This is a genomic window from Bacillus sp. F9_6S_D1_P_5 (genome assembly GCF_054823925.1).
The window spans coordinates 179,211-202,911 of record NZ_JBTREW010000003.1 but is presented as its reverse complement, the minus strand read 5'-3'; the positions used below and the strand labels follow the sequence as shown (position 1 = coordinate 202,911).

26 protein-coding genes and 1 tRNA gene are annotated in these 23,701 nt (G+C 36.3%); 21 read left to right on the top strand and 6 right to left on the bottom strand.

Going from position 1 to position 23,701, the window contains the following annotated elements; translation table 11 throughout:
* The first annotated feature begins 46 nt into the window (after window positions 1-46).
* The 12 genes from ACUXEY_RS05815 to ACUXEY_RS05760 all read left to right on the top strand — a co-directional run bounded on the left by ACUXEY_RS05815 (window position 47) and on the right by ACUXEY_RS05760 (window position 10,593).
* Window positions 47-445, top strand: a complete 399-nt coding sequence (locus tag ACUXEY_RS05815; protein ID WP_166701782.1) for a cytidine deaminase — start codon at window positions 47-49, stop codon at window positions 443-445.
* A complete protein-coding gene (era, locus tag ACUXEY_RS05810; RefSeq protein WP_048531222.1) occupies window positions 438-1,343 on the top strand; it encodes a GTPase Era in 906 nt (301 codons plus the stop codon). The genes ACUXEY_RS05815 and era overlap by 8 nt, the downstream gene beginning before the upstream one ends.
* 176 nt (window positions 1,344-1,519) lie before the next feature.
* The gene (locus tag ACUXEY_RS05805) at window positions 1,520-1,663 is read left to right on the top strand and encodes a YqzL family protein (RefSeq protein ID WP_000883924.1); all 144 of its coding nucleotides are present in this window, start codon (window positions 1,520-1,522) and stop codon (window positions 1,661-1,663) included.
* 33 nt (window positions 1,664-1,696) lie between these two features.
* Complete coding sequence (gene recO, locus ACUXEY_RS05800; RefSeq protein WP_000487010.1) at window positions 1,697-2,443, top strand: DNA repair protein RecO; 747 nt, start codon at window positions 1,697-1,699, stop codon at window positions 2,441-2,443.
* Window positions 2,444-2,549: 106 nt separating this feature from the next.
* Window positions 2,550-3,182, top strand: coding sequence for a helix-turn-helix transcriptional regulator (locus tag ACUXEY_RS05795; RefSeq protein WP_000583758.1), 633 nt, complete (start codon window positions 2,550-2,552; stop codon window positions 3,180-3,182).
* 29 nt (window positions 3,183-3,211) lie between these two features.
* Window positions 3,212-4,024 (top strand): pyruvate, water dikinase regulatory protein, encoded by an 813-nt coding sequence (locus tag ACUXEY_RS05790; protein ID WP_000368943.1) that lies wholly within the window; start codon window positions 3,212-3,214, stop codon window positions 4,022-4,024.
* Window positions 4,025-4,662: 638 nt separating this feature from the next.
* A complete protein-coding gene (locus ACUXEY_RS05785) occupies window positions 4,663-4,794 on the top strand; it encodes a hypothetical protein (protein ID WP_279588524.1) in 132 nt (43 codons plus the stop codon).
* An 82-nt stretch (window positions 4,795-4,876) separates the two neighbouring features.
* Window positions 4,877-6,673 (top strand): DNA primase, encoded by a 1,797-nt coding sequence (gene dnaG, locus ACUXEY_RS05780; protein WP_000528216.1) that lies wholly within the window; start codon window positions 4,877-4,879, stop codon window positions 6,671-6,673.
* A gap of 59 nt (window positions 6,674-6,732) precedes the next feature.
* Window positions 6,733-7,860, top strand: a complete 1,128-nt coding sequence (gene rpoD / locus ACUXEY_RS05775) for an RNA polymerase sigma factor RpoD (protein ID WP_461300267.1) — start codon at window positions 6,733-6,735, stop codon at window positions 7,858-7,860.
* Window positions 7,861-8,245: 385 nt separating this feature from the next.
* On the top strand, window positions 8,246-8,602 hold the full coding sequence (gene cccA / locus ACUXEY_RS05770; protein ID WP_048531220.1) for a cytochrome c550: 357 nt from the start codon (window positions 8,246-8,248) through the stop codon (window positions 8,600-8,602).
* Window positions 8,603-8,767: 165 nt separating this feature from the next.
* Entirely contained in the window at window positions 8,768-9,475 is a 708-nt protein-coding gene (locus ACUXEY_RS05765; RefSeq protein ID WP_166701783.1) for a tRNA (adenine(22)-N(1))-methyltransferase, read from the top strand.
* Window positions 9,472-10,593: a Nif3-like dinuclear metal center hexameric protein gene (locus ACUXEY_RS05760; protein WP_461300266.1), complete on the top strand. Its 1,122-nt coding sequence runs from the start codon at window positions 9,472-9,474 to the stop codon at window positions 10,591-10,593. Before ACUXEY_RS05765 ends, ACUXEY_RS05760 begins: the two co-directional genes overlap by 4 nt.
* Before the next feature lie 40 nt (window positions 10,594-10,633).
* Here the strand turns inward: ACUXEY_RS05760 and ACUXEY_RS05755 are convergent, their stop codons facing one another.
* Window positions 10,634-11,584, bottom strand: coding sequence for a 4-hydroxy-3-methylbut-2-enyl diphosphate reductase (locus ACUXEY_RS05755; RefSeq protein WP_048531213.1), 951 nt, complete (start codon window positions 11,582-11,584; stop codon window positions 10,634-10,636).
* Window positions 11,585-11,673: 89 nt separating this feature from the next.
* Window positions 11,674-12,432: a VrrA/YqfQ family protein gene (gene vrrA / locus ACUXEY_RS05750; RefSeq protein WP_461300265.1), complete on the bottom strand. Its 759-nt coding sequence runs from the start codon at window positions 12,430-12,432 to the stop codon at window positions 11,674-11,676.
* 180 nt (window positions 12,433-12,612) lie between these two features.
* On the opposite strand from vrrA, the gene ACUXEY_RS05745 reads away from it, so the two are divergent.
* The gene (locus tag ACUXEY_RS05745) at window positions 12,613-13,923 is read left to right on the top strand and encodes a DEAD/DEAH box helicase (RefSeq protein WP_048531209.1); all 1,311 of its coding nucleotides are present in this window, start codon (window positions 12,613-12,615) and stop codon (window positions 13,921-13,923) included.
* Between the two features lie 134 nt (window positions 13,924-14,057).
* Window positions 14,058-14,954, top strand: coding sequence for a deoxyribonuclease IV (locus ACUXEY_RS05740; RefSeq protein WP_461300264.1), 897 nt, complete (start codon window positions 14,058-14,060; stop codon window positions 14,952-14,954).
* 26 nt (window positions 14,955-14,980) lie between these two features.
* Here ACUXEY_RS05740 and ACUXEY_RS05735 read toward each other — a convergent pair whose 3' ends face one another.
* Window positions 14,981-15,235: a DUF2624 domain-containing protein gene (locus ACUXEY_RS05735; RefSeq protein WP_048531205.1), complete on the bottom strand. Its 255-nt coding sequence runs from the start codon at window positions 15,233-15,235 to the stop codon at window positions 14,981-14,983.
* A gap of 149 nt (window positions 15,236-15,384) precedes the next feature.
* On the opposite strand from ACUXEY_RS05735, the gene ACUXEY_RS05730 reads away from it, so the two are divergent.
* The 4 genes from ACUXEY_RS05730 (at window position 15,385) to ACUXEY_RS05715 (ending at window position 18,536) form a co-directional block, all read left to right on the top strand.
* Window positions 15,385-16,263, top strand: coding sequence for a YitT family protein (locus ACUXEY_RS05730; protein WP_461300263.1), 879 nt, complete (start codon window positions 15,385-15,387; stop codon window positions 16,261-16,263).
* A 242-nt stretch (window positions 16,264-16,505) separates the two neighbouring features.
* Window positions 16,506-17,276 (top strand): metal ABC transporter ATP-binding protein, encoded by a 771-nt coding sequence (locus tag ACUXEY_RS05725; RefSeq protein ID WP_166701788.1) that lies wholly within the window; start codon window positions 16,506-16,508, stop codon window positions 17,274-17,276.
* On the top strand, window positions 17,276-18,109 hold the full coding sequence (locus tag ACUXEY_RS05720; protein WP_166701789.1) for a metal ABC transporter permease: 834 nt from the start codon (window positions 17,276-17,278) through the stop codon (window positions 18,107-18,109). The genes ACUXEY_RS05725 and ACUXEY_RS05720 overlap by 1 nt, the downstream gene beginning before the upstream one ends.
* A 13-nt stretch (window positions 18,110-18,122) precedes the next feature.
* Window positions 18,123-18,536, top strand: a complete 414-nt coding sequence (locus ACUXEY_RS05715) for a Fur family transcriptional regulator (protein WP_166701790.1) — start codon at window positions 18,123-18,125, stop codon at window positions 18,534-18,536.
* Between the two features lie 79 nt (window positions 18,537-18,615).
* Here ACUXEY_RS05715 and ispG read toward each other — a convergent pair whose 3' ends face one another.
* The 3 genes from ispG to ACUXEY_RS05700 all read right to left on the bottom strand — a co-directional run bounded on the left by ispG (window position 18,616) and on the right by ACUXEY_RS05700 (window position 21,080).
* A complete protein-coding gene (gene ispG, locus ACUXEY_RS05710) occupies window positions 18,616-19,719 on the bottom strand; it encodes a flavodoxin-dependent (E)-4-hydroxy-3-methylbut-2-enyl-diphosphate synthase (RefSeq protein ID WP_161114734.1) in 1,104 nt (367 codons plus the stop codon).
* A gap of 164 nt (window positions 19,720-19,883) precedes the next feature.
* The gene (locus tag ACUXEY_RS05705) at window positions 19,884-20,249 is read right to left on the bottom strand and encodes a hypothetical protein (RefSeq protein ID WP_461300262.1); all 366 of its coding nucleotides are present in this window, start codon (window positions 20,247-20,249) and stop codon (window positions 19,884-19,886) included.
* A gap of 72 nt (window positions 20,250-20,321) precedes the next feature.
* Window positions 20,322-21,080 (bottom strand): DUF1189 domain-containing protein, encoded by a 759-nt coding sequence (locus ACUXEY_RS05700; RefSeq protein WP_461300261.1) that lies wholly within the window; start codon window positions 21,078-21,080, stop codon window positions 20,322-20,324.
* A gap of 242 nt (window positions 21,081-21,322) precedes the next feature.
* On the opposite strand from ACUXEY_RS05700, the gene ACUXEY_RS05695 reads away from it, so the two are divergent.
* The 3 genes from ACUXEY_RS05695 (at window position 21,323) to ACUXEY_RS05685 (ending at window position 23,622) form a co-directional block, all read left to right on the top strand.
* A tRNA-Ile gene (locus ACUXEY_RS05695) sits at window positions 21,323-21,396 on the top strand.
* Between the two features lie 221 nt (window positions 21,397-21,617).
* The gene (sodA, locus tag ACUXEY_RS05690) at window positions 21,618-22,229 is read left to right on the top strand and encodes a superoxide dismutase [Mn] (protein ID WP_461300260.1); all 612 of its coding nucleotides are present in this window, start codon (window positions 21,618-21,620) and stop codon (window positions 22,227-22,229) included.
* A gap of 115 nt (window positions 22,230-22,344) precedes the next feature.
* Window positions 22,345-23,622, top strand: a complete 1,278-nt coding sequence (locus ACUXEY_RS05685; RefSeq protein WP_461300259.1) for an MFS transporter — start codon at window positions 22,345-22,347, stop codon at window positions 23,620-23,622.
* Window positions 23,623-23,701: the final 79 nt, after the last annotated feature.

The window sequence follows — 23,701 nt, the reverse complement described above, 5'->3', positions numbered from 1 at the left end:
AGAGAGTGTATCTATTCACAGCTGTGAACAGGAAGGATGCGGGAATATGAATAGTAAACAATTAATTCAAGAAGCAATCGAAGCGCGTAAACAAGCGTACGTACCATATTCTAAATTTCAAGTAGGTGCAGCATTATTAACACAGGATGGAAAAGTGTATCGTGGATGTAATGTTGAGAATGCATCATATGGCTTATGTAACTGTGCAGAAAGAACAGCCTTATTTAAGGCGGTTTCTGAAGGAGATAAAGAGTTTGTAGCTATCGCAGTTGTGGCGGATACAAAGCGTCCAGTACCTCCTTGTGGAGCATGTCGACAAGTTATGGTAGAATTATGTAAACAGGATACGAAAGTATACCTATCAAACTTACATGGTGACGTTCAAGAGACGACAGTCGGAGAATTGTTACCAGGAGCATTTTTAGCGGAGGATTTACATGAATAGAAAAGGTTATAAATCAGGTTTTGTCTCTATTATTGGCAGACCGAATGTTGGGAAATCTACATTTCTAAATCGTATTATCGGCCAAAAAATTGCCATTATGAGTGATAAACCACAAACAACTCGTAATAAAATTCAAGGCGTATATACAGAAAATGATTCACAAGTAATTTTCATTGATACACCAGGGATACATAAACCGAAACATAAGCTAGGCGACTTCATGGTAAAAATGGCGCAAACGACATTAAAAGAAGTTGATATCGTTCTGTTTATGGTTAATGCGGTTGAAGGGTTTGGTCGTGGTGAGGAATTCATCATTGAGAAATTAAAAGAGACGAAACAACCAGTGTTTTTAGTCATTAATAAAATTGACCAATTGCATCCAGAGCAGTTATTAGAGTTAATTGACCAATACCGCAAACTACATGAGTTTGCAGAGATTGTACCGATTTCTGCATTAGACGGTAATAATGTGGACGCTTTAATTGGAACAATTAAAAAGTATTTACCAGAAGGACCACAATACTACCCAGATAATCAAGTAACGGATCATCCGGAGAGATTTATTATTGCAGAGCTTATTCGTGAGAAGGTACTACATTTAACACGTGAAGAAGTACCGCATTCTGTGGCTGTTGTTATCGATGCAATTCAAAAACGCGAAGGCGGGGCAGTTTATATAAATGCAACGATTGTTGTTGAACGTCCGTCGCAAAAAGGAATTATTATCGGGAAACAAGGGAAGATGCTAAAAGAAGTCGGTAAGCGAGCTCGTTTTGATATTGAAGCATTACTTGGTTCTAAAGTATTTTTAGAAGTATGGGTAAAAGTGCAAAAAGATTGGCGTAATAAAATGTCTCAGCTTCGTGACCTTGGTTTCCGCGAAGACGAGTATTAAAATAGAGTAAAGCTGTAATCAGCGGATGTTTTGTTCATCCGCTGATTATTGGTTTTTATGAGTTTTGATAAATTAGGAAAAATTTTTCTCACATGAAAATGGACAAAATGGGTCAATTTAATAACAACAAAGGAAATTGGTTTATAGGCTACGCTTATTGAGAAAGGTGGATTCTTATGCTAGATTTTACCTGGAAGTTTTTCTCCAAAACAGGAAGCATTGAGACGTACTTGCTTTTGAAAGAAATGGAAAAAGACGTAAACGATGAGATGGATCAACATGAAGAGGAGCTAGCGCATCTAGACTCTCCAATTTCTTGACCCGTTTTGTTCAAACCTTGGATGGTGACGAACATGTTTCAAAAAGTTGAGGGCATCGTTATCCGTACGACAGATTACGGAGAAACGAACAAGATTGTTACGATATTCTCAAGAGAGTTGGGTAAGGTAAGTGCGATGGCAAGAGGAGCAAAAAAACCGAAAAGTCGGTTAGCATCTGTTTCGCAACTTATGACACATGGTCATTTCCTTATTCAAATGGGATCTGGACTTGGAACTTTGCAACAAGGCGAGATTATTTCAACTATGAAAGAAATTCGCGAGGATATATTTTTAACTGCTTATGCATCATTTATTGTTGAGTTAACTGATAAAGCAACAGAAGATAAAAAACATAATCCATATTTATTTGAAATGTTATATCAAACGTTGCATTATATGTGTGAGGGTGTTGATCCAGAAGTATTATCATTAATTTATCAAACGAAAATGCTTCCGGTATTAGGGATGCGCCCGTACTTTGATACATGTGCGATTTGTCATCAAGAAACAGATTTTGTCGCCTTCTCTGTCCGGGAAGGCGGTTTTCTGTGCTCGCGTCATGCTGAGCAAGATCAGTATCGTATACCGGTGGGGGAAGCTGTTCATAAATTATTGCGTCTTTTTTACCACTTCGATTTACATAGACTTGGCAATGTATCAGTGAAGGATAGCACAAAAAAACAAATGCGTTTAGTATTGAATACATATTATGATGAATATTGCGGGATTTATTTGAAATCAAGACGTTTCTTAGAACAACTTGATAAGTTTCAAATATAATTTGGACCGTATACGGTCCTTTTTACATCCTATCTTTTTCGAATAGCATATTTAGTATATAATATTTAAGAGATAGTATAACTTTTTTCGTTGTGCATTAAAGGTGGTGATTATCATAGAGCTGAATAAACGGCAAGAACATATCATTCAGATTGTAAAAGATCACGGTCCTATTACAGGGGAGTCAATTGCTGCGCAATTGGGATTAACACGTGCAACGCTAAGACCAGACTTAGCAATTTTAACGATGGCTGGTTATTTAGAAGCGCGTCCACGCGTAGGTTATTTTTATACGGGTAAAACTGGGGGGCAGCTATTATCTGAAGCTGTTAAGAAAATTAAAGTACAAGATTATCAATCTAGACCAGTTGTAATTGATAAAAATGTATCAGTATACGATGCGATTTGTACTATGTTTTTAGAGGATGTAGGTACATTATTCGTTGTAGATCAATCTACTCTATTAGTTGGTGTTGTATCTCGTAAAGATTTATTACGAGCTAGCCTAGGCAAGCAGGATTTAACCTCTCTTCCGGTTAATATTATCATGACAAGGATGCCAAACATTGCGATGTGTCGTAGAGAAGATTCTTTATATGATATTGCGATGGAATTAATAGAAAGACAGATTGATGCGATGCCAGTTGTAAAAGATACGAAACAAGGTTTAGAAGTGATTGGACGAATTACAAAAACAAATATTACACGTGCGTTTGTAAACTTAGTAAATAACGAGTAAGTGTAATTTGTTTAAAGTGAGGTAATGTAATGGATAATAAAATCGTATATGTCGTATCTGATTCTGTTGGAGAAACGGCTGATTTGGTTGTTCGAGCGGCAATGGGGCAATTCCCATTTGCTCCTGATATTAGACGTGTACCGTATGTTGAAGATACAGGGACATTAAAAGAAGTGATTTCGATTGCTAAGAGCAATCAAGCGCTTATCTGTTTTACATTAGTAAAGCCTGACATGCGTCAGTATTTAGTGACAGAGGCTGCGAAAGAAGGCGTAGAGGCATATGATATTATTGGGCCTCTTATCGATCAAATCGAAGAAATTACAGGGCAAGTGCCGAGATATGAGCCGGGTGTTGTTCGTAGATTAGATGAAGAATACTTTAAAAAGATTGAAGCGATTGAGTTTGCTGTAAAGTATGATGATGGTAGAGATGCACGTGGTATTTTGAAAGCAGATATCGTGTTGATTGGCATTTCGCGCACATCAAAAACACCACTTTCTCAATATTTAGCTCATAACAAACGTTTGAAAGTTGCCAATGTACCACTCGTACCAGAAGTAGATCCGCCTGAAGAACTATATCAAGTGGCTAAAGAAAAATGCTTCGGTTTAAAAATTACACCAGAGAAGTTGAATCATATTCGAAAAGAGCGATTGAAATCACTTGGACTAAGTGACGGTGCAACATATGCCAATATTAATCGTATTAAAGAAGAAATTGATCACTTTGAGAATGTAGTTAGTAAAATAAATTGTCAAGTAATTGATGTATCGAACAAAGCGATTGAAGAAACGGCTAACATTATTGTGAATGCAGTGCAAAACCAAAAAATGTTTTAGCACATTTACCAAAGGTGAATGTGCTTTTTTCGCTCGTGAGAAACACTATGCCTGTTGATTTCGTAATAGATGATAGCGAAGTGGTTATACTTATATTCTTCTCGCTTTTTATTATGTTAAAGGCATGGTTTCGTTATCCTGAAATAGAAGATGAAAAAATAAAGGGATATGTAGCGTAGTTGAAGAAAATATATTATAATAAAAAATTGTGATAAAAACCTATATTTTACGTTTAGACTTTAATTTTTCAGAATAAACTAGGGATAGGATTTACGAAAAGACATGTAATTACGTTAAATCGACAAAATCTATACAAGAAAACGCACATTATGGAAGGATTCGCAGAAGGGATGTAGAATACAGAAATATGCAAAACATCAATATCGTATTAGTTGATGCAGATGCATATACTGTGAATGCTGAAAATTGTGCAAGTTGGAACGAAAGTTCATGTCGAAATTTTGTTTGTCACATCGTATGCTCATCGTTTAAGGAAGCAGCAAGGAAATTGGATCTATGTAGATGCTGAATAAGCTAAAGTTGATTTTTTTATATGTATCAACATGCAAAAGAAGCAGATCTCGTGATCATATAGGATATGGTGCTTGCTAGTCTTCTTGTAAAAAAGTGTATATGTATTGTCTCCAGGAGGTACATTTGTAACAGATGAGCAAATGGATACAATTTTATATAGTAGGTACGTATCTGCGAAATGGCGCAGAAAATGGCCTGCAAAATCGTTTGATAACGTAATCGACAACACTTTCTAATAAGTTTAGAAAAAATATTGTCGAATTATAAAGGAATTTTTTAATTTATATCGAATACAAAATACGACACGGAGATGGATTTATGGGGAACAGAATTCCCGAAGAAGTTGTTGAACAGATTCGGACATCATCGGATATTGTAGAAGTGATTGGTGAATACGTTCAACTTAGAAAACAGGGGCGTAACTATTTCGGCCTTTGTCCATTTCATGGTGAGAATTCTCCTTCATTCTCTGTTTCATCTGATAAGCAAATTTTTCATTGCTTCGGATGTGGAGAAGGTGGAAATGTATTTTCCTTTCTAATGAAAATGGAAGGACTGGCTTTTACCGAGGCTGTTCAAAAGCTAGGTGAAAGAAATGGAATTGCGGTTGCAGAGTATACATCAGGGCAAGGACAACAAGAGGACATATCTGATGACACTGTCATCATGCAACAGGCTCATGAACTTTTGAAAAAGTATTATCATCATTTATTAGTAAATACAGAAGAAGGAAATGAAGCACTTTCGTATTTGTTAAAACGTGGTATTACGAAAGAGATGATTGAGAAGTTTGAAATTGGTTATGCGTCACCTGCTTGGGATGCAGCAACGAAAATTTTACAAAAAAGAGGTTTATCGCTGTCTAGTATGGAACAAGCTGGTCTTCTCATAAGAAGCGAGAAGGATGGTAGTCATTATGATCGCTTCCGTGGAAGGGTTATGTTTCCAATCTACACGTTACAAGGTAAAGTGATAGCGTTTAGTGGAAGGGCGTTAGGAGATGACACTCCAAAATATTTAAATAGCCCTGAAACACCGATTTTTCATAAAAGTAAATTGTTGTATAACTTCCACCAAGCGAGGCCGTTTATTAGAAAACGTGGGCAAGTGGTCCTTTTTGAAGGGTATGCCGACGTACTAGCTGCGGTAAAAAGTGGTGTGGAAGAAGCTGTTGCGACAATGGGAACAGCTTTAACTGAAGAACAAGCAAAACTTCTGCGACGTAACGTTGAAACTGTTGTTCTTTGCTATGATGGTGATAAAGCAGGACGAGAAGCAACGATGAAAGCAGGGCAATTATTGTTGCAAGTTGGTTGCCAAGTGAAAGTTACATCCTTGCCAGATAAGCTTGATCCTGATGAATATGTGCAACAATATGGGACGACTGCTTTTGAAAATCTTGTGAAATCAAGTATAAGTTTTGTTGGTTTTAAAATAAATTATTTGCGTTTAGGGAAAAATTTGCAAGATGAATCTGGCAAAGAAGAATATGTGAAGAGTGTTTTAAAAGAGTTATCGTTGCTACAAGATGCGATGCAGGCAGAATCATATTTGAAGTCGTTATCGCAAGAATTTTCGTATTCAATGGAAACACTTTTGAATCAATTGCACCAATATCGCAAAGAACAAAAGGTACAGCAAAAACAAGTAAAACAGGTTTCTAAGCCGTCTCAAATTGTTCAAACAAAACCGAAGTTAACAGGTTTTGAAAGGGCAGAAAGAGAAATTATTTACCATATGTTGCAAAGTCCAGAAGTGGCTGTTCGTATGGAATCCCATATAGAAGATTTTCATACAGAAGAACATAAAGGGATTTTATATGAACTATACGCATATTATGAAAAGGGAAATGAACCTTCAGTCGGAACATTTTTAAGTTGGCTCTCTGATGAAAAGTTGAAAAATATTATCACTGATATTTCGACGGATGAATTTATTAATCCAGAATACACAGAAGAAGTGTTGCAAGGCCATTTGGAGACGCTTAGACGTCATCAAGAAAAACTTGAAAAGATGGAAATCATCTTCAAGATAAAACAAATGGAAAAAACAGATCCTGTAGAGGCTGCTAAATATTATGTGGCATATTTACAAAATCAAAAAGCGAGAAAATAGCTTTTTTGATAAATTTTTAGTATAATGAATGTTTGTATCTCGCGTAAGGAGGGGAACAGATGGCTGACAAACCAGCTCGTTCTAAACAAATTGAAACTGAAATGACCCTTGAGCAAGTGAAAGAACAACTCATTGAGCTCGGAAAAAAACGTGGCGTTCTTACATATGAAGAGATTGCAGAACGCATGAATGGATTTGAAATTGAATCCGATCAAATGGATGAATACTATGAATATTTAGGTGAACAAGGGATTGACTTAGTTGGTGACAATGACAACGACGAAGGTCCTAATAATCGCCAAATTACAAAAGCGGAAGAAGAATTTGACCTTAACGATTTAAGTGTACCACCTGGGGTTAAAATCAATGATCCAGTTCGTATGTATTTAAAAGAAATTGGTCGTGTAGATTTACTATCTGCAGAAGAAGAAATTCGACTTGCAACGCGTATTGAAGAGGGCGATGAAGAAGCGAAACGTCGTCTTGCAGAAGCAAACTTACGTCTTGTAGTAAGTATTGCAAAGCGCTACGTGGGCCGTGGTATGCTTTTCTTAGACTTAATCCAAGAAGGGAATATGGGTCTAATTAAAGCAGTTGAAAAGTTCGATTATCGTAAAGGTTTCAAATTCAGTACGTATGCAACTTGGTGGATTCGCCAAGCGATTACACGTGCGATTGCAGACCAAGCACGAACTATTCGTATCCCAGTTCATATGGTTGAAACGATTAATAAGTTAATTCGTGTACAACGTCAATTATTACAAGATTTAGGACGTGAACCATCTCCTGAAGAGATTGGTGAAGAAATGGATCTTGCTCCAGAAAAAGTACGCGAAATCTTAAAAATTGCACAGGAGCCAGTTTCTCTTGAAACACCAATTGGTGAAGAAGATGACTCCCATTTAGGTGATTTTATTGAAGACCAAGAAGCAACATCGCCTGCGGACCATGCAGCGTATGAATTGCTAAAAGAACAATTAGAAGATGTGTTAGACACGCTAACAGATCGTGAAGAAAATGTTCTGCGTCTTCGTTTTGGTTTAGATGATGGACGAACTCGTACGCTTGAAGAAGTTGGGAAAGTATTCGGCGTAACGAGAGAACGTATCCGACAAATTGAAGCAAAAGCACTTCGTAAATTAAGACATCCAAGCCGTAGTAAGCGTCTTAAGGATTTCTTAGAATAGGTTCTTTTTAAGTTTACTTCACCTTTGTGAAGTAAACTTTTTTATTTTGTTAATTTTTGTTAAACTTTAGCTATCAGCAACGATTACAATTTCTTGTAATTTATTTTACAGAATTGTCTTTTGATTTGCAAATGCTCATTTTTCGATTTTTCGATTAATTTTGTTTATTCTATACAAAAATATATGTAGAAAAGTGAAAAATATGATGAGAAACGTTAATAATTATCGAAATAATACGCGATATAACAATAAAAAACAATAAACTGAATTTATGGAATATTTTTAACGATTAGTAGTTTACTCTTTTCTGATAGAGCGTTTTCAAGTACAATGGAAATGACTGAATCATCTAACTATTTAGGGGTATAGAGGGGGGAGAAGAGATATGAAACGTAATCCGCTGATTCCGTTCGCTCTTATTGCAGCATTAGGTATTATCGTTATGTTTGTATTTTCATTTCAGGGGCTAAATAAATCTAAAGAGTTAGCTGATGCAAAAAATGGCGGGAAGCCAACGCAAACAGCATCAAAGCCAGAGGATATTGTGAAGCAAAGCTGTACGAGCTGCCACGGTGATCAGTTACAAGGGGCAGTAGGACCTAATTTACAAAAAATTGGTGGGAAACTTTCGAAAGAAGAGATTCAAGAAGTTATTTCGAAAGGAAAAGGAAACATGCCACCTAATTTAGTTCCAGCTGATCAAGCCGCTAAAGTAGCTGATTGGTTATCGAAGAAAAAATAAAGTTCCGTATGACAAGTCTTTTGCTTATGCAAAGGGCTTGTTTTTCTATATTTTCTAAAATACGATGAATGATAGAGAAGTGAATTGTTGTTATGGGCTTGCAACAACTACTATAAATTCATTATCATGGAGACAGACTGACAAGAGAAGGAGTAATGGAAATACATGAATGAAGTAAAGCTTTCAAAACGATTAGAAGAAGTTGTGCGTGAAATACCAGTGGGATCTACAGTTGCTGATATTGGATCGGATCATGCGTATTTACCGTGTTATACAATTATAAATAATATTGCTACAAAAGCAGTTGCAGGAGAGGTTGTAGATGGGCCATTTCGCTCTGCACAAGCAACTGTAGCTGAAAGTGGCTTACAAGATAAAGTAGATGTGCGTAAAGGGAATGGATTAGCTGTTATAGCGCCAGGAGAAGTAGATGTAATTACGGTTGCTGGAATGGGCGGAGCGTTAATTCGTGACATTTTAGAAAGTGGTAAAGAGAAATTAGAAGGTGTAACACGTTTAATTTTACAGCCGAATATTGCAGCGCATCACATTCGTGAATGGTTTATTGAGAATGGATGGGAGCTTATCCATGAAAAAATCGTAAAAGAAGATGGGAAAATTTACGAGATTTTAGTAGGAGAGCGAGGAAACATCGCGTTGCCTTATTCCGAAAATAAACAAGCTGAATTATTTATGGGACCATTTTTAATAAAAGAAAAAAGTGAAGCTTTCGTTGAAAAATGGGAAGGAGAGTTGAAAAACTTCCAAAATATTTTAAAACAGTTAGAACGTGCGGTTGATTCTGAAGAAACAAAAGCGAAGCGTGCGGAAGTAGAAGCGAAAATGAAAATGATAGGAGAGGTTTTATCGTGAGTAAAATTCCAAATGGCCATGAAATTATTTCTTTATTTGAAAGTATGTATCCAAAGCATTTGGCGATGGAAGGAGATAAGATTGGCCTGCAAATTGGAGCGCTTAATAAACCCGTGCAGCACGTATTAATTGCGTTAGATGTAACGGAAGAAGTGGTAGATGAAGCAATTCAATTAGGAGCAAATGTCATTATTGCACATCACCCTTTAATTTTTAACCCGTTAAAAGCGATTCATACAGATAAGGCGTATGGGAAAATTATTGAAAAGTGTATTAAAAATGATATTGCAATCTATGCAGCACATACAAATGTGGATGTTGCTAAGGGCGGGGTAAATGATTTACTTGCTGAGGCATTAGGATTGCAAAATACAGAAGTTTTGGCACCGACATATGCAGAAGAAATGAAAAAAGTTGTTGTTTTTGTGCCAGTAACTCATGCAGAAGAAGTACGAAAAGCATTAGGAGATGCAGGTGCGGGTCATATCGGCAATTATAGCCACTGTACGTTTAATAGCGAGGGTATAGGCACGTTTGTACCTCAAGAGGGGACAAATCCTTATATCGGGGAAACTGGGCAGTTAGAGCGCGTAGAAGAAGTGCGAATCGAAACGATTATTTCAGCTTCACTACAGCGAAAAGTGATTAAAGCAATATTAACGGCACATCCATATGAGGAAGTAGCGTATGATGTGTATCCACTTGATAATAAAGGTGAAACATTAGGGCTTGGAAAAATAGGCTATTTACAAGAAGAAATGACACTTGGACAGTTTGCAGAACATGTAAAACAATCATTAGATGTAAAGGGTGCACGAGTTGTTGGGAAATTAGATGATAAAGTGCGCAAAGTAGCTGTACTTGGTGGTGATGGTAACAAATACATCAATCAAGCTAAATTTAAAGGGGCGGATGTATATGTAACAGGTGACATGTATTATCATGTTGCTCATGATGCGATGATGCTCGGTTTAAATATAGTCGACCCAGGACATAACGTTGAAAAGGTAATGAAGCAAGGTGTACAGAAGCAATTACAAGAAAAAGTAGATGCGAAGAAACTGAATGTACATATTCATGCTTCGCAGTTACATACAGATCCATTTACATTTGTATAAGAAAAATAAAAACCGTTGCTCATATAAGCAACGGTTTTTATTATTGTTCTTTTTTCACTTTTACACGAGGTAATATTTTTTGTAACGGTACTTTTCGAACCCTTTCCCATGTAGCGGGATTCATTGGGTCATATTGATCTAAGAAAGCGATAACTTCTTTCGTAATTGGCGTTGGAGTAGAAGCACCTGCTGTAACAGCTACGTTTTCTACACCTTGTAGCCATTCTAATTTGATTTCACTTACATCTGCAACGCGATATGCTTTCGTACCAGCGATTTCTTGTGATACTTGTGCTAAACGGTTTGAGTTGTTACTTTTCGGATCACCGACAACAATTGTTAAGTCTGCAACATCAGCTTGCTTAGCAACAGCTTCTTGGCGAACTTGAGTTGCTAAACAAATTTCCTTATGGAATTCTGCTGTTGGGAATTTCTTCTGAATGTCCTCCATTAAATGTTGAACATCCCATTGGCTCATCGTTGTTTGATTTGTAACTAAAATTTTATCCGTCGGAATTTCTAATGTTTTTAAATCATCAGCTCTTTCGATAAGATGAACGATGTCAGGTGCAATACCAACTGCGCCTTCTGGTTCTGGATGATTTTTTTTGCCGATATAAATGACATGGTAACCTTCAGCTTTCTTTGCTTCAATAAGGTCATGTGTTTTTGTAACATCTGGGCAAGTGGCATCGATTGTTGTTAAACCTTTTTCTTTTGCACGTTGTTTAACTTCTGGAGAAACACCATGTGCAGTGAAAATAACAGTACCAGAATCGATTTTATCTAAAATGTCTAATCGACTTGGTCCGTCTAATGTAATGATGCCATCTTCTTCGAATGCATCTGTTACATGTTTGTTGTGAACAATCATACCTAAAATATAAATAGGTCTTGGTAATGATGTATCTAATGCGGCGTTACGTGCAATAACCATCGCGTCCACAACACCGTAGCAATAACCACGAGGGGAAATTTTAACAATTTTCATATGAGTAATCCTCTCCTTCTAAACAAGGGATACTTTTGTGCATAGTCTTTTACATTATAAAGGAGGAGTGAATAGAAAACAAAGGATTGTTACACATATAGTTTTGGTTTTGTTGCTATTTTTTGAACAGGCTCCTCCCTTAATTCTTTTTCTATGACTGGCTCAATCACTATTTTTTTTCTTTTTCTTTTTTTTTGTGGAGGAGGCGGAGTTGCTACCTCAACCTTTTCTGTTATGTCTTCAGCCTGATTTTCAGTTGAATCTTCTTCCGTACTTTTGCCAGAGGTGAGGATTTTAACAATGCTTGGTAGGTTACGCATAATAGGACCGTACTGTTCGACGACAGGACTTACAGATTGAACGACTTGGGATACTTTTTCGATATTGTTTATCATATTAGTTGGATTCGAAATTAAATTTGCAAAAAAACTGCCGATGCCGCTACTGGATGCTGCTGTAGTTGCTGCACCGCCGCGCGTTTCGTTTGATTCGTACATTTGAGGGGGAATCATTTGCTCTGGATGCTGCTGCATGTATGGTTGATATTGCTGTTGGTATTGCTGCGGGTATTGCTGTGAGTATTGTTGTTGGTATTGCTGTTGGTAATGCTGTCGATATTGGGGTGGTGGTTGCTGTTGCTGGTGCATCATTGGCGGTGCTCCTTCCATTTGTCGATAAGGCGGAACCATTTGCATGTAAGGTTGGGTTGGATCGTGTTTTTTAAAGAGTTTAGCAAGGAACCCTTTCTTTTTTTGTGCCATCGGTGGTAGTTGTGGAATTGGATATGGTGTATAAGGTTGCTGTCCTTGATTCGGATACATTTGTCTTGCGGGAGATTTTGGAAACATGTGAGAAATCCTCCTTTCTTCAGTTAGGTATATACACATACAATATGCAATAAGGGGGAAGAAGGTTAGTTTTTGAAGGAAAAACCTAAACTAAAGATGGATTTTACTTGTAGATTTCGATATAATGTAGACTTGACTGATTTGTGCGCGCAGTAGAAATTTAGAAAGAAGGTGTAACTTATGACACAACAAACTTTTACACAGTATGATTTTAAACCATTTTTAATAGATGCAGTTCGTGAACTACGCTTTACAGAGCCGACAGGAATTCAACAGAAAATTTTCCCAGTCGTGAAAAAAGGTGTAAGTGTAATTGGACAATCCCAAACAGGTTCTGGGAAAACACATGCATACTTACTTCCTACATTGAACAGAATTAATGCAAGTCGTGAAGAAGTACAACTTGTTATTACAGCGCCTACTCGTGAGTTAGCACAACAAATTTACGAAGAAATCGTGAAATTAACAAAGTTCTGTGCGGAAGATCAAATGATTACAGCACGTTGTTTAATTGGTGGAACTGATAAACAACGCTCAATTGAAAAGTTGAAAAAACAACCTCATATTGTAGTTGGAACACCAGGACGTATTAAGGACTTAGTAGAAGAACAAGCACTATTTGTTCATAAAGCAAATACGATTATTGTCGATGAAGCAGACTTAATGCTTGATATGGGATTCATTCATGATGTAGACAAAATTGCAGCACGCATGCCTAAAAACTTGCAAATGCTAGTTTTCTCTGCAACAATTCCTCAAAAACTAAAACCGTTTCTGAAGAAATATATGGAGAATCCAGAGCATATTCATATTAATCCAAAACAAGTTGCGGCTGGAAATATTGAGCATTATTTAGTACCTTCTAAACATCGAAACAAAATCGATTTAGTGAACAAAATGTTGCTACAATTTAAACCATATTTAGCAGTTGTTTTCACGAATACGAAAAAGATGGCGGATCAGGTTGCTGACGGATTAATGGAACGTGGCTTAAAAGTTGGACGAATTCACGGTGATTTATCACCACGTGATCGTAAAAAAATGATGAAACAAATTCGTGACCTTGAATTCCAATATATTGTTGCAACTGACTTAGCAGCACGTGGTATCGATATTGAAGGAATTAGTCATGTTATTAACTACGAACTTCCATCAGATTTAGATTTCTTCGTTCACCGCGTTGGAAGAACAGCACGTGCAGGACATTCAGGTATTGCAGTGACGATTTATGATCCAGCAAACGAAGAAGCGTTAGATAGTTTAGAAAAACAACGTCATATTGAGTTCAAACATGTAGATTTACGTGGAGATGAGTGGGCGGATTTAGGTGAACGCCGTCGTCGTAAGAGCCGTAAGAAACCAAATGATGAACTTGACGTTATGGCAACGAAAGTTATTAAAAAGCCGAAAAAAGTAAAACCAAACTATAAACGTAAACTTGCAACAGAACGTGACAAAGTGAAGAAAAAATATAGCAATAAAAAAAGATAAGGGGAGCCCCCTTATCTTTTTTTATCCGGCTATTTGCGGGATAATAATTAGTGGAGAATGGAAAAAACAATTCGCTACATATTTCTACAAATTATGCTATCATTATATCTATTGTATATTGAAGAGGTGATTGTATGTTAAAGATTGGATCTCATGTTTCCATGAGTGGTAAGAAAATGTTATTAGCAGCAAGTGAAGAGGCTGTTTCATACGGTGCAACAACGTTTATGATTTATACAGGTGCACCGCAAAATACAAGAAGAAAACCAATTGAAGAGTTGAATATAGAAGCAGGAAGAAAACATATGGAGCTAAACGGTATTGAGGAAATTATCGTACATGCACCATATATTATTAATGTCGGGAATACGACGAAGCCAGAAACATTCCAATTAGGTGTAGACTTCCTTCGCATGGAAATTGAAAGAACATCGGGATTAGGTGTAGCGAAACAAATCGTTCTTCACCCAGGTGCGCACGTTGGGGCAGGAGCGGATGCTGGTATTCAACAAATTATTAAAGGGTTGAATGAAGTATTAACGCCAGATCAGACGGTTAACATCGCGTTAGAAACGATGGCAGGTAAAGGGACAGAATGCGGTCGTAGCTTTGAAGAAATTGCAAAGATTATTGACGGTGTAAAATATAATGAAAAACTATCCGTATGCTTTGATACGTGCCATACGCACGATGCAGGATACGATATCGTAAATGACTTTGACGGTGTATTAAACGAATTTGATAAGATTGTTGGTATTGATCGTTTACAAGTACTTCATATTAATGATAGTAAAAATGTACGCGGCGCAGGAAAGGACCGTCATGAAAATATCGGTTTCGGTCATATCGGTTATAAAGCGTTGCATCATATTGTACATCATCCACAGTTAATGCACGTACCAAAAATTCTTGAAACGCCATATGTAGGTGAAGATAAAAAAGATAAGAAGCCGCCATATAAATTAGAAATCGAAATGTTGAAAAATGGTACTTTTGATGAAGGAATTCTTGAGAAAATTAAAGCGCAATAAGCAATAAGGAGGGGATTTCCCCCTCCTTATTTTAGTAGTTGCTGAAATAAAGTATTTACTTGTTGGGCAGTAGCAGGGGAGGTTACTTTTGCTATTTGTTTTAAGAGCTCTAGTCGTTCGTCATTATCGTAAATATTAATATTCTTTCCTTTCATAAGTCCAACAATTTGATCAGCTTGTGCAGTCGTAATAGAAACCTCATACTCTTTACTATATTTCAATAACTCTTTTGTAGAAATATGATTTAATTTTTTATTTACAAGTTGTTTAATGAGATTCATCGAGTTATCCTCCTTCACTCGTTCTTCTATCGAAATATATGAGTACGTAGCTTGTACATATTCGTATAGAGTTTCTTTTTTCATGAGAAAAAGAAGCGTATGTTATAATATAAGGACAAAACTATAGAAAAAGAGTATAAGGAGGACTTATGGAGCAGAAGCAACATCGAAAAGAAAGTGTTATCCATCTTATTTATCGTTTAGTTATGATTATTTTTGGGGCAGCATGCGCAGCGGTAGCGATTGAATTATTCTTAATGCCAAATAAAATTATTGATGGTGGAATTATTGGTATTTCTCTTATATTAGATTATCTTACTCCTAATATTTGGTGGTTAAGTTTCTCTACTTTAGTCGTTATTCTCAATATCCCATTTATGTATTCGGGTTATAAGCAAATCGGAAAAACATTCATGTTATCTTCGGCATTCGGTATTGTAGCTTTAGCGTTTATTGAATCAACGTTACATGCTGTTCCGCCATTTACAACAGAACCGATTTTAGCGACAGTGTTTGGTGGTCTTATTTTAGGTCTTGGTGTAGGGCTCGTTATTCGTCACGGTGGATCAATGGACGGGACAGAAATTATGGGTATTTTATTAACGAAGAAATTACCTTTCTCCGTTGGCGAATTTGTAATGTTTGTGAACTTGTTTATTTTTGCATGGGCAGCATTTGTATTTGGTGTGGAACAAGCTATGTATTCTGTTATGACGTACTATATCGCATTCAAAACAATTGATACAGTCATTCAAGGTTTAGATGAAACGAAAGCAGTTTTAATTGTATCAGATCAATATAAGGAAGTATCAAATGCGATTTTGCATCGTCTTGGTCGTGGAACGACAAAGCTTGTAGCGAAAGGCGGTTACACGGATAAAGAAAAAGAAGTGATTTATGCAGTTGTAACGCGTCTAGAAGTCACAAAGCTGAAATCAATTGTATATGAAATTGATGCGAATGCGTTTGTTACAATTATGAGTACACAAGAGACAAATGGTGGTAAGTTTAAATCGGCTATTCACTAAGAAATGTATTCAGTAACAGCCTTCGCTAATCGGCAATCGGATGGACTCATTTCATTAAGGTTTCACTTTATAGGAATATTTTTCGAAAGCAGAGAATTTTTCTCTGCTTTTTGTTATAATAATAAGGTTTCTTGAAAAAATAGATATATTTTAGGCAGATTGGTTTACAACTATAATAAGCTATACTATAATTCAAATAGATATAAATCGGAATCATTCTGAATTAAAATAGGTGAGATGCTATGAATAATATATTAGAAATAGAAGGATTGTCATTTCGATATGAAGATCGAAATGTGTTAGAAGATATTAACTTGCAAGTTCCGAAGGGAGCTTTTTTAGGTTTAGTTGGACCAAATGGTTCTGGGAAATCAACGTTGCTAAAATGTTTATTAGGTGTTTTAAAGCCAAAACAGGGAAGTATTCGTTTGTTTGGTATTGATAGTAAGAAGTTTAAAGAATGGAACAAAGTTGGTTATGTGTCGCAAAAGGCGAATAGCTTTAATTCTGGTTTTCCGGCAACTGTGTTTGAAGTTGTGTCAATGGGACTCGTTTCGAAAAAAGGGCTGTTTCGCTTTTTCACGAAAAGCGATAAGGAAAAAGTAGAAAAAGCAATTGCTGATGTAGGGATGAGTGAGTTTCAAGGGCGTAATATCGGAGAACTTTCTGGTGGACAACAACAGCGTGTATTTATTGCTCGTGCGCTCGTTAGTGATCCTGAATTACTTATTTTGGACGAGCCTACTGTTGGAATCGATGTGAAGAATGTAGAAAGTTTTTATGAGATATTAGAGGATTTAAACAAAAGGTTAGGAATCACATTAATTCTCGTTACGCATGATATGGGAGCTGTTACTGAGAAAGTAACACATGTTGCATGCTTAAACCAACATCTACATTTCCATGGAAATGTAGAGAAGTTCCGAGAGTTAGAAGATGCGGAAATGTCCGTCTTATATGGACATCATGTTCATCGTTTAGAACACGAGCATGAGCATCACGGGAGGGTATAATGATACAAGATTTTTTACAATATGACTTTTTACGTAACTCTTTATATGCAGGGATTTTAATAGGATTTGTTGCGCCGCTTATCGGTGTATTTGTTGTCATTCGTCGTATGTCGCTTATTGCAGATGCATTAAGCCACGTGACATTATCGGGTATTGCTGCAAGTTTACTACTAGAAAAAACAATTTTCACAGGGGGATTTTTAAATCCGTTATATATGGGAATGGTTTTTTCTATTGGTGGGGCGTTACTAATTGAAAAATTACGTACTGTATATAAACATTATCAAGAATTAGCAATTCCGATTATTCTTTCAGCAGGAATGGGGATTGGCGTTATTTTTATATCACTTGCAAATGGATTTAACACAGATTTATTTAGTTATTTATTTGGGAGTGTAAGTGCTGTAACAAGTACAGATTTAATCATTATTGGCATTGTAGCAATTGTTGTTATTGTAACGATTACTTTATTATACAAAGAGTTATTTTTACTATCGTTTGATGAGGAATACGCTGTATCAACTGGTTTGAGTGCAAAGTGGATTCACTTTATTTTCATTATATTGGTTGCTCTTGTCATTGCAGTATCAATGCGTGTAGTAGGGGTTCTTCTCGTATCATCATTAATGACATTACCAGTTGCAGCAAGTATTCGTATTGCAAATGGATTTAAACAAACAATTTTCTTTTCCATTTTATTTGGTGAAATTGCAGTAATTGGTGGAATGTTTGCTTCATATCAACTTAATCTAGCACCAGGTGGTACAATTGTTATGATAGCAGTTCTTATTTTAATTGGTGCGATTTTATGGAAGAAGAAAAAAACTGCATAAAGTAGGGATAGATATGAATCTAACAGAAGCTTTACGCCTAATGAAAGATAAAGGATACAAACATACTGGGAAAAGGGAAGAAATGCTCAGGTTATTTGCAGCTCACAATCGTTATTTAACGGCGAAAGACGTTTTAGAGCATATGAAGGATGATTATCCAGGTCTTAGCTTTGATACGATTTATCGTAACTTAACGGTGTTTGCTGAAATCGGTGTTTTAGAACAAACAGAATTAAACGGTGAAAAACATTTTCGTTTTACATGTTCTATTATGGAACATCATCATCATTTTATTTGTTTAGATTGCGGAGGGACGAAAGAGATTACTTCCTGCCCGATGGATTTTATGAATAAAGATTTTAAGGGTTATGAAGTAACTGGTCATAAGTTTGAAATATACGGCCGTTGTCCAAAATGTGCAAAGTAAAAGCTCGTCAGTTATGTAACTGACGAGCTTTTTTACGTAGAAAAGAAGGTTGCTCACAAATATTGTGGCAACCTTCTTTTTATTGTTCTTGTGTTTCTTTTTCTTTTTCTCGTTCAGCAGCCATTTCAGCAGCGATTACATCGATTTCTTTTTTCAGTTCTTCTACCATTGTTTCCTCTGGTACTTTACGAACGACTTGCCCTTTACGGAATAATAATCCTTCTCCACGTGCACCAGCAATCCCGATATCAGCTTCACGAGCTTCACCAGGACCGTTTACAGCGCAACCAAGTACTGCAACTTTAATTGGCACTTGCAGTGTAGAAATATATTCTTCTACTTCATTAGCGATGCTAATTAAATCAATTTCAATACGACCGCAAGTTGGACAAGAGATCAGTGTTGCTGCGTTAGATGCAAGACCGAATGACTTTAATAATTCACGCGCAACCTTTACCTCTTCAACTGGATCAGCACTTAATGAAATACGTAGCGTATTTCCGATACCTTTGCTTAAGATTGCACCAAGACCAGCGGCACTCTTTACAGTTCCAGCAAATAATGTTCCGGATTCTGTAATACCTAAATGTAATGGATAATCAAAAGCGCGAGCAGCTTTCTCGTATGCTTCGATTGCTAAGTTAACATCAGAGGCTTTCATTGATACGATAATATCATGGAAATCTAAGTCCTCTAAAATTTTAATATGGTGTAGTGCGCTCTCAACCATACCATCAGCAGTTGGATATCCATACTTCTCTAAAATATGGCGTTCTAATGAACCGGCGTTTACACCGATACGGATTGGAATACCGCGCTCTTTTGCTGCATTTACAACAGCTTCTACTTTATGGCGACGACCAATGTTACCTGGATTGATACGTACTTTATCAATGCCACCTTCAATTGCTTTTAAAGCAAGGCGATAATCAAAATGAATATCAGCAACAAGTGGAATGTTGATTTGTTTTTTAATATCAGCAATAGCATTTGCTGCGCGTTCGTCTGGAACAGCAACACGCACGACTTGACAGCCAGCTTCTTCTAAACGTTTAATTTCAGCAACTGTTGCTTCAACATCATGTGTTTTTGTTGTTGTCATACTTTGTATAATTAATTCATTATTACCGCCAATTGTTAAATTACCGACTTTAACTGGACGTGTTTTTGTACGATGAGTCATTTCATTCACGAATAGATCGCTCTCCTTATAAAAGAAGTTTCTTATTTAGTCCCTTATATCAATGATAGTATACGTGACATAGGGCTATAGAAACCGAAGTGCTCGGTTTCACTTTTACTATTGTATCAGCGCCTTTATGTAATTGACAAGGATTAAGTGATTGCTTATTGATATAACGGGAATTTATAAGACTTTCCAATTTGTATTTTTGTAGCAGATGTACTTTTGTTCAGCTTTTTAAAGTCATCAATTACCTTTTCAATAGAAGGGATTTTTTTCTTGTTAATTTGTTCAGTAATAGAAAGAACTGTCTCACCTGTTTTGACTTCAATTGTTTTATAAGAGACATCTGTTTCTTTTTCTGCTTTGTTCTCTTTCTTTTGTTTTCTATCTGTACTTTCTTGTTTTATCGTTTGGGCTGCAGTTGTTTTTTTATATGAACTTAACATCGGTAAAGTGCCGATTTTTATATCGTAATAAAATATATAACCAAGAACAAGCACGAATAAGAATACACCTAATCTTTTCATATTCTTCACTCCTTTGCTAGGAATATATGCTTGTCCAAAAAAAAAATGCCTATTTAGGCATTTTTTTCGTTATTATTTTTCTTTCGGTTTTGGAACTTCTTTAATCGTTAAGTATAGAACAATTAAAACAACTGCGATATAAATGAATGTTGAACCAGGTACAACAATTTTGAATGAATCCATAATCATAAAGAAGATGGTTGGAATTGTGTAGCTGTAAGCAGTTAACGTCCATACTTGCTTATAAGATAATTTACGTTGACCACTCATAGCAGAACCTATAAACGCAAGTAAAGTAATTCCTAAGAAAGTAATGAACAATTGGAATAGATATACTAATACGCCGATAACAGCTAATAAAATTGGATAGATACTATCGAATACAGAAATGAAATCTTGTAAATCTTTCTTCTCAAGAGATGTCCCTAGTAAATCATTGTAGGAGTATGTTTGCGTTTGGCCATTTCCTATAGAAACTACTTTATCTTTTAAAATAAATAAACCCGTTTTATTTTGGTATTTTTCAATATCTGTTGTATTTGGGTCAAATACGAAAAGAGCATCTCCCTCTTCTTTTTGAATAGGTTCTTCAATATCAGCTTTTAGTTCACCGTTTTCGATTTTAAAATCAGGTAAATCTTTTTCAATTGCTTGATTTACCATAGTAACACTATCTTGAATAAAGCTACCGTAAAAGAATGTTCTTGGAATAGTAGTGATTAGACAAAGTAGCATAATATACAAAATGGTTTTTCCGATTTTTTGAAAACGGAATAGCGCCATATCTTTAGGCGAATATACGCTTTTGACTAATTGGGTAAATATGGACATAGATTCACTTCCTTTATGTATGTATAAAATCATTGTAACGTAGGAATCTAGGGAATCTCAAGATATATTATATTTACATATAGTAGAGATAACTAAATTTCTTTTTATTAATTTTCTTCTTTTAAATGAGAAAAATACAATTGACACTTTTCTTTTCTATATGGTAAATTTATCTTACATTTCTTAAAGAATATATCCGATAGGAATTCCTTTATTTGATGTATTGTTACATACATAATTGTGGACCCTTAGCTCAGCTGGTTAGAGCAGACGGCTCATAACCGTCCGGTCGTAGGTTCGAGTCCTACAGGGTCCATATCCATTTCACATGTTTATTATGTCGGCAGGAAGCTTCCTTGTAGAAGGGAGCTTTTTTTATGAAATATATGAGCATTTTAATTGAAATGAAGTTGGAATTTTGCTACTTTAATGATAGCAAGACAATGTGATTTATTTGTTTGCACCCTATGGCAATTAGGGTAGAATGAAGTTGTATGTCACTTAAGTGGCAATACATAAACTGGGAGGAATATAACAATGGCAAAACACGAATTACCAAATTTACCTTATGCGTATGATGCTTTAGAGCCTCACTTTGACAAAGAAACAATGAACATCCATCATACAAAACACCATAACACGTACATCACAAACTTAAACGCTGCTTTAGAAGGTCATGCAGAATTAGCTGACAAAAGCGTAGAAGAATTAGTTGCAAACTTAAAAGAAGTACCAGAAGCAATCCGTACAGCAGTGCGTAACAATGGTGGCGGACATGCTAACCACACATTCTTCTGGACAATCTTATCTCCAAACGGCGGCGGACAACCAGTAGGTGAACTTGCAACTGCAATTGAAGCGAAATTCGGTAGCTTCGATGCGTTCAAAGAAGAATTCGCAAAAGCTGGCGCAACTCGCTTCGGTTCTGGTTGGGCTTGGTTAGTAGTAAATAATGGTGAGTTAGAAGTAACAAGCACGCCAAACCAAGATTCTCCTCTAACTGAAGGTAAAACTCCAGTTATCGGTTTAGATGTTTGGGAACATGCTTACTACTTAAATTACCAAAACCGTCGTCCAGATTACATCGGTGCATTCTGGAACGTTGTAGATTGGAACGCTGCTGAAAAACGTTACCAAGAAGCAAAATAATTGTAATAACGATAAAAAAGCTAGGAGAATGCTCCTAGCTTTTTTCTATGCTTTCCTTTTACATAATTGGGCTTGTCTTTGGAAGACTAGAACATGAAGTAAAGGAGAGTTGTGTATGAAGTGGAAACATATAATTGGTGACGTTGAAGTGAATCGGGATTTAGTGTTATTGCTCCTTATTGGAGGTTTATACACGCTCGCAATTTCTTTATCGAATACGTTTGTGAACATTTATTTATGGAAACAAACACAAAATTATGTGAATCTTGGCTTGTATAATTTGGCCAGCGTTGTATTACAGCCTCTCACATTTCTTATAGGTGGGAAATTAGCGAAGCGTATTGATCGCTCAATCTTGTTGCGAATAGGCGTAGGCACGTTAGCTATTTTTTTTATCGTTGTTTTAGTAGCGGGGAAAAGCGCTTCTCACTATATTTTATTGATGGGGGCTCTTTTAGGAGTCGGATATGGTTTTTACTGGCTCGCGTTTAACTTATTAACATTTGAGATTACAGAACCAGAAACAAGAGATTTCTTTAACGGATTTCTTGGGCTTCTTACATCCTTCTCTGGCATGATTGGACCGATAGCAGCTGGATACACAATTTCGCGTATGGAAAAATGGAGTGGCTATACGGTCATATTCTTTCTTTCATTAGTGCTATTTGCAATTGCTGTCGTGTTAAGCTTTTTTTTATCCAAGAGAGAATGTGAAGGGCGTTATGAGATTACGCAAGTTTTGAAAGAGCGACGGATTGATAAAAATTGGGGAAGAATTACACGTGCTCATTTTTTCCAAGGATTGAGAGAGGGAACATTTATTTTTGTTATTTCGGTATACGTGTACTTAGCAACCGATAGTGAGCTCGCATTAGGGAAATATAGCTTAGTAAATTCTGCTGTATCATTTGTATGTTACTACTTAGTCGCCCGTATGTTAAAGAAAGAGTGGCGAAAAAAAGCAATTTTACTTGGAGGCATTATTTTATATGCGGTCGTATTTTTAGTTATATTCAATGTTACATACACAAAATTACTTATTTATGCAGCATGCATTGCCATTGCATACCCTATTTTACTCGTTCCGTATGGATCGATGACATATGATGTAATTGGTAGAGCGAAAAATGCGAGAGAGTGGCGTGTAGAGTATGTAGTTGTCCGAGAATTATGGTTAAATGCTGGGAGAATTTGTTCAGTTTTAAGTTTTTTATGTGCTGTATTATTCTTTCCGCCTGAAAAGAGCTTACCTTTCTTACTATGTATTTTAGGTGCTGGACATTTTCTTATTTATTTTGCAGTTAAAAATGTCAAATATGATGGGGGAAATGCGGGGAAAACAAGTGTTGTAGCGCAAGGGACCACGCAGAATCAAACTGAACCAGAAGGTTAACTTCTCTTTTGTTTTATGCTAGAATAGAAAAAGATGTAAGACAGCAGTGAGGACACCTGTATGAAGGTGTCCCTTTCAC

Bases quoted from the DNA above. Each gene is read 5' to 3' on its own strand.
- ACUXEY_RS05815 (WP_166701782.1), top strand. From the start codon at position 47: ATGAATAGTAAACAATTAATTCAAGAAGCAATCGAAGCGCGTAAACAA.
- era (WP_048531222.1), top strand. From the start codon at position 438: ATGAATAGAAAAGGTTATAAATCAGGTTTTGTCTCTATTATTGGCAGA.
- ACUXEY_RS05805 (WP_000883924.1), top strand. From the start codon at position 1,520: ATGCTAGATTTTACCTGGAAGTTTTTCTCCAAAACAGGAAGCATTGAG.
- recO (WP_000487010.1), top strand. From the start codon at position 1,697: ATGTTTCAAAAAGTTGAGGGCATCGTTATCCGTACGACAGATTACGGA.
- ACUXEY_RS05790 (WP_000368943.1), top strand. From the start codon at position 3,212: ATGGATAATAAAATCGTATATGTCGTATCTGATTCTGTTGGAGAAACG.
- dnaG (WP_000528216.1), top strand. From the start codon at position 4,877: ATGGGGAACAGAATTCCCGAAGAAGTTGTTGAACAGATTCGGACATCA.
- rpoD (WP_461300267.1), top strand. From the start codon at position 6,733: ATGGCTGACAAACCAGCTCGTTCTAAACAAATTGAAACTGAAATGACC.
- cccA (WP_048531220.1), top strand. From the start codon at position 8,246: ATGAAACGTAATCCGCTGATTCCGTTCGCTCTTATTGCAGCATTAGGT.
- ACUXEY_RS05765 (WP_166701783.1), top strand. From the start codon at position 8,768: ATGAATGAAGTAAAGCTTTCAAAACGATTAGAAGAAGTTGTGCGTGAA.
- ACUXEY_RS05755 (WP_048531213.1), bottom strand. From the start codon at position 11,584: ATGAAAATTGTTAAAATTTCCCCTCGTGGTTATTGCTACGGTGTTGTG.
- vrrA (WP_461300265.1), bottom strand. From the start codon at position 12,432: ATGTTTCCAAAATCTCCCGCAAGACAAATGTATCCGAATCAAGGACAG.
- ACUXEY_RS05745 (WP_048531209.1), top strand. From the start codon at position 12,613: ATGACACAACAAACTTTTACACAGTATGATTTTAAACCATTTTTAATA.
- ACUXEY_RS05740 (WP_461300264.1), top strand. From the start codon at position 14,058: ATGTTAAAGATTGGATCTCATGTTTCCATGAGTGGTAAGAAAATGTTA.
- ACUXEY_RS05735 (WP_048531205.1), bottom strand. From the start codon at position 15,235: ATGAATCTCATTAAACAACTTGTAAATAAAAAATTAAATCATATTTCT.
- ACUXEY_RS05730 (WP_461300263.1), top strand. From the start codon at position 15,385: ATGGAGCAGAAGCAACATCGAAAAGAAAGTGTTATCCATCTTATTTAT.
- ACUXEY_RS05725 (WP_166701788.1), top strand. From the start codon at position 16,506: ATGAATAATATATTAGAAATAGAAGGATTGTCATTTCGATATGAAGAT.
- ACUXEY_RS05720 (WP_166701789.1), top strand. From the start codon at position 17,276: ATGATACAAGATTTTTTACAATATGACTTTTTACGTAACTCTTTATAT.
- ACUXEY_RS05715 (WP_166701790.1), top strand. From the start codon at position 18,123: ATGAATCTAACAGAAGCTTTACGCCTAATGAAAGATAAAGGATACAAA.
- ispG (WP_161114734.1), bottom strand. From the start codon at position 19,719: ATGACTCATCGTACAAAAACACGTCCAGTTAAAGTCGGTAATTTAACA.
- ACUXEY_RS05705 (WP_461300262.1), bottom strand. From the start codon at position 20,249: ATGAAAAGATTAGGTGTATTCTTATTCGTGCTTGTTCTTGGTTATATA.
- ACUXEY_RS05700 (WP_461300261.1), bottom strand. From the start codon at position 21,080: ATGTCCATATTTACCCAATTAGTCAAAAGCGTATATTCGCCTAAAGAT.
- sodA (WP_461300260.1), top strand. From the start codon at position 21,618: ATGGCAAAACACGAATTACCAAATTTACCTTATGCGTATGATGCTTTA.
- ACUXEY_RS05685 (WP_461300259.1), top strand. From the start codon at position 22,345: ATGAAGTGGAAACATATAATTGGTGACGTTGAAGTGAATCGGGATTTA.